The 5317-nt window shown below is 35.5% G+C and carries 2 protein-coding genes; both read right to left on the reverse strand.

Annotation, left to right across the window (positions count from 1 at the left end):
* Positions 1 to 278: 278 nt before the first annotated feature.
* Entirely contained in the window at positions 279 to 2060 is a 1782-nt protein-coding gene (locus KTG12_RS20865; protein WP_138272991.1) for a RagB/SusD family nutrient uptake outer membrane protein, read from the reverse strand.
* 11 nt (positions 2061 to 2071) lie between these two features.
* On the reverse strand, positions 2072 to 5317 hold a 3246-nt coding region (locus KTG12_RS20870), incomplete at its 5' end, for a TonB-dependent receptor (protein ID WP_227226333.1).

The raw sequence follows: 5317 nt of genomic DNA on the forward strand, positions 1-5317 counted from the left end.
TAATTAAGTTCACAAGAACCAAATCCCTGATCATGCAGATCCTTAAAGCTTTTATCTACATCGCCCAAGTCATATTGGATAACCCCAATCGTTATCTTATCCTGAGCCATCATTCCGGAACACACAAACAGCAATGCAAAAATCAATAAAGAGAATTTAGTTTTCATCATCTGATATAGATTAAGTTATAAATAAAGAAAATTAAAAAGAGGGACAACCAAAGGGTTGTAAGTCTTTTTGGCCTCCCTCTTCATTTATGAAAAAACAAAAGTAATAATTTATTCCATTGTCGGATTAAAAGTTCCGCCCCAATTATTGTTTTGTTCGAGATTCGGATTTTCCAATATTTTACTTTCTTGGATTGGAAAGAAATAATAGGATTCTTGAATTAAGAATTTATTTTCAGCAATAGCACTGATAGGAACCATTCTAAGAACATATTTGAAATTTTCAGGAGTCAACAAATAGGAATTCGCTTTTCTCTGAGCCTCTGTTATCGTCATTTCAGATCCATCTTCATTAATAGCAATCGCTTCAATTCCATATTTTTGTAATCCATTTAATTGCATCATATTACGAGTTCTTCTAAGATCCATAAAACGATGCCCTTCAAAACAAAGTTCCACATTACGTTCATCCAAAATTGCCTGTCGAATTTCTTCTCGACCACCAACTTTTAATCCATACAATCCATCCTCTCCGGCTTCGATCCCTGCACGCTTCCGGATTTGCTTCAACATATCAACTGCAACATCCCGGTGCCCCACTTCATTAGCCGCTTCTGCATAAATAAACATAACTTCTGCTAATCTCATAAATGGATAATCATGATCAAAAGTAGATACCAAATCTTGACTCAAAGAAACATCAGAACCTTTACGGACATACATCCCACTAATAACGTCATTTTGCGTAGCTGTACTTCCTACATTCGGATTAATTCCATATGAATCCTCCCGAACAGCAATCCCAACAGATGTATATTGACGGTATCCAGTCGATGTACCAGATACGGGATACAAAGCTGCGTTATATAAAATACAATCTTCAAACCGAGGATCTCTATTCATCCAATATCTCTGTAAAAAAACATCCTCATTTCCTACATAATACTTGCCAGTTGGATCATCAAAGCTTTTACCATCTAACATTGGAAAAGCTTTTACCATATCCCAAGTTGGCGTGTTATTAGCATTACTCCGACTCAATGAAGCCGGTCGAATCGTATTCTCCCAACCTGCAGTTTTATCAGGATTACTATATATAATAGGAAATACAACCTCCGAGTTCCCATCCACAAGCCAATTGTCACTATATTTATCGGTCAATTTAATTCCTTGAGAGATACAAAAATCATAAGCTTCTTTTGCTGCCTCATATGCTTCATTCCAATACTTATTATCATATCTATTTGAAGGATTAAATTGCGGAGAAGCTTTATAAAGTAACATTTTCGCCTTATAAGCCTTTGCAAAGCACTGATCTATACGTCCATAATCATTTCCTTTCGCTTTTGCAGGAAGCAAACTAATAGCATCATCCAGATCTTTTATAAGCAAATCAAAACACTCAGCTGTAGAATTTCGAGTCACAAATAAATCGTCCTTATCTTTATCCTGTACTTTTGTAATATAAGGCATTCCCCCATGATAAACAATCATTTCACCATATTGATAAGCTCTCATAAAAAGCATTTGTCCTGTCAAGCTATTTTTTACAGACTCAGAACAAGTCCCTTCAGCAAGATACTCTATTCCTAAATTTATATTACGTATATTCGTATAATTCCAACGTTTATAGCCACTACCAGAAGTCGTAATCGTGCTTAACATAAAAGGAATACCTGTCTGTTGTTCGGCCGTATCATCTGCACCAGTATCCCAACCTTTAAAAATATCTCCATAAAGATCTGTAACATATGCAGTTGCCAAATTATCATCATTCCAAACCAATTCAGCATCATAATTCCACAAATTCGATATATCTAAGCTATTGCATCCATTAAAAAATAGAACGATAGCCAAACCGACTAATGAATCTTTTAATTTATTCAGTTTCATAATTTCAACTTTTAGAATGAAAAATTAAGTCCAAATGTAAATGATCTCATCAAAGGAAATGAATCATAATATTTTTGCTCCGGATCCATGAATTCATTCATGGCCGATATAGAAAACAAATTTGTTGCATTCATAAACACCTGAGCATGAAGTAATCCCAGCGGACGTAAGATCGAAGCTGGCAAATTATACCCTATATTCAAATTTTTTAAGCGAACATAAGCTCCATTACGCATCCAAAAATCTGTATTTCCATAACCCGACTCATACTGATTTTTACCGATCACCCGGGGATAAACACCATTTGGATTTTCAGGACTCCAACATTTATCACTAGTCCAAATTGGATAATAAGGACGAGTGTTTCCGCCATATTGCGGAATACCTTTAGTTGCATCACAACCAACTAGACGATCATAGCTACCCACTCCTTGGAAATGCATGTCGATTGTTATTCCTTTCCAACTAAAACTTCCCCCAAAACCATAATTAATACGAGGAGTTCCATTTTCACTTAGTAAATTATAAGCGTCATTTCCATCAATCTTTCCATCCGGTCCTAAAGAATAACCATCACCACGAGTATCTTGGAACAAAAGTCCACCCAAATAAGGATCTCGTCCATATTGTTTAAAACCTTTAGCAATCAACTCATCAACTTCTGCTTGATCTGTCAATAAATGATCTACCTTCAATCCTGTAATACGACCTGCCGACATACCGACCAAAGATAAATCCTTTAGATTTCCCGTCATGTAAATAACAGATTCGTCTAATACATCCCAACGATCTTTAGAATATCCGATATTCATATACAAAGAATAATTTATGCCATGTTGCACTTTATCTCTCCAAGTCAAAGTAAACTCCCCTCCTCTCCATGAACGTTCTGCATAATTTTCAGGGGCTAAAGAAGCACCATAAGTACTAGGCAAAGTAGTAGTTCGAGACCCCAAAATATCTGTTTCTTTCCGATAAAAGCCATCGATCGTTCCGCTCAATCTATTACTCAACAGAGTAAAATCTATTCCTCCATTAATTGTTGCCGATGTGGCCCAAGTTAAATCAGTAGTAGGCATACTACCCGTTTGAATACCATTTGCCAATCCTTTTCCAAACATATAACTACTTCCGGTAGTATACCTTTCTATGTATTGAAAATACCCAATCGATTTATTAGAAGTATTCAAATCATTACCAGTCGTACCATAAGAAGCACGTATTTTCAAATCATCAAGCCACTCCGAAGTATTTTCCATAAAAGCTTCCCTGCTAATACGCCATCCAAGAGAAGCTGAAGGGAAAAAACCCCATCGGCGATCTTTCGGAAACTTATTATTTCCATCATAACGAAATGAGAATTCTGCCATATATTTGGAATCATAATTATAAGTAGCACGTCCAATCCAAGAAAGATGCGAACCTAAATTTTCGGATTCATTAACAGAGACTGTCCGTCTTTCTGGATCTGTAGAAAATACAAACCACTGATCATAATCTGTCAAAGGATCATTAGCTGTAGCATAGATCGCTTCACCTTGACTTTCTGCTTGTTCAAAAGTAATCATTCCACCGACTTCATGTTTTCCGAATGAATTTTTGTAGTTTAATGTCCAGTCAAATTGTTCATTCCAAAACTGACGAGCACCATACGTTAAGTTCTCATAGTTAGAACCAAATGTATAAATATTATATTTATTCAAATCTAATGGTCCCGGTATAAATCTGTTATCAGGATCTCCAGACTGAAAATTATATGCTTTTTGATGAGACATATACTTCTTACGAGCATAGTCGTTTATAATGTAATTTCCCGTGATTTTAGTTGACAATCCCGGCAAAATTTTACCTAAATCAATATTTAAAGATAAAATTCCATTCACATTACGCCTACGTGTCTTAATATAACGGTCACCTAACACAACATCAGCAACATTCCAACCTTTAAAGTTGCTTACATCCGGATAAATTGGATAATCTGTTTTTTCATTCGCAGGAGTACCATCTAAATAAGCATAAGAAGGAACTGTTCTCAAACAATTAAATGTAGTCCGATAAAAATCAAATATATCTTCACTATCATCTCCACTTCCTGGCCAATTAAATCGTCTATCATCTTTTTGATATCCAGATATATTTGCATTCAAAGATATATATTTAGACAAATTCACTGTCAAGTTTGAACGGAAAGAGTATTTATTATTTTCCAAGTTTTTATAAGAGCCTTCTTCTCTGATAAAGTTGCCTAACACATAATATTTTACCTTTTCTGTTCCTCCTGTAGCACTAATAGAATGCTTCGTATTCCACGGATTCTGCCAAATCAAATCATTGACATTATAATCATGTGTTTTTGCATATTCCATCTCTTCTTCATTATTCGGTAAAGGCAACCCGTTTGCTTCAGCAACCAAATTCTGATACACCAATTCTTTATAAGCACTCATTTCATCCGAAAAAAGCTTACGCGTTGGCCTATTAAATGTATAAGATCCTTGATATTCAAATTTAGGTTTACCCATTGCATCTGCACCAGACTTCGTTGTCACCAACACAACCCCATTTCCAGCTTTAGACCCATAAACAGAAGCTGTAGCAGCATCTTTCAAAAAACTAAGTTGGTCTATTTCATTTGGCTCAAGAGCATCAAATGCAGCCTTATCCCTAATAATCCCATCAATAACAAACAACGGATCTCCGAAGCCACCACGCATACGGATTTCAGAACTAGCCCCCATAAAGCCAGAACTTCCAACAATAGTCAGCCCAGGAGCACGTCCAGCTAACGTATTTGATAAATTAGTTGTTGAAATCGTTGAAAGCTCTTCCGTTTTCACATTCGTTATTGCACCAGTTAAATTAACCTTTTTTTCAACACCATATCCAATTACAATAACTTCATCCAATTTCTGAGTATCCTCAAGCAGTGTTATCTGATAAGAATTTTGTCCTCCATCTATCTTAATTTTTTGATCTATATAACCAATATATGAAATAAGTAGAATTGCCCCATTCGATATTCCATTCAGAACGAATTTTCCATCTACATCTGTTATTGTACCAATTCCTTTGTTATCTTCAAGCGTAACATTCGCACCGATTATCGCTAAACCTTCTTTATCGACAATCCTTCCTGATATTGTGTGTTTTTCTTGCTGTACTCCATTTTGTGCAAACTCTGACCTCTTTATTTTTTTTACACTATCATCCTTCAGAAATACACGATTATTTACTATTTTATAAGAGATCCCTGTATT

Source organism: Parabacteroides sp. MSK.9.14 (genome assembly GCF_019041495.1).
Classification (GTDB): Bacteria; Bacteroidota; Bacteroidia; order Bacteroidales; family Tannerellaceae; genus Parabacteroides; species Parabacteroides merdae.

What these genes read in the sequence shown, in the direction of transcription:
- KTG12_RS20865 (WP_138272991.1), bottom strand. Translation starts at nt 2,060, where the DNA reads ATGAAACTGAATAAATTAAAAGATTCATTAGTCGGTTTGGCTATCGTT.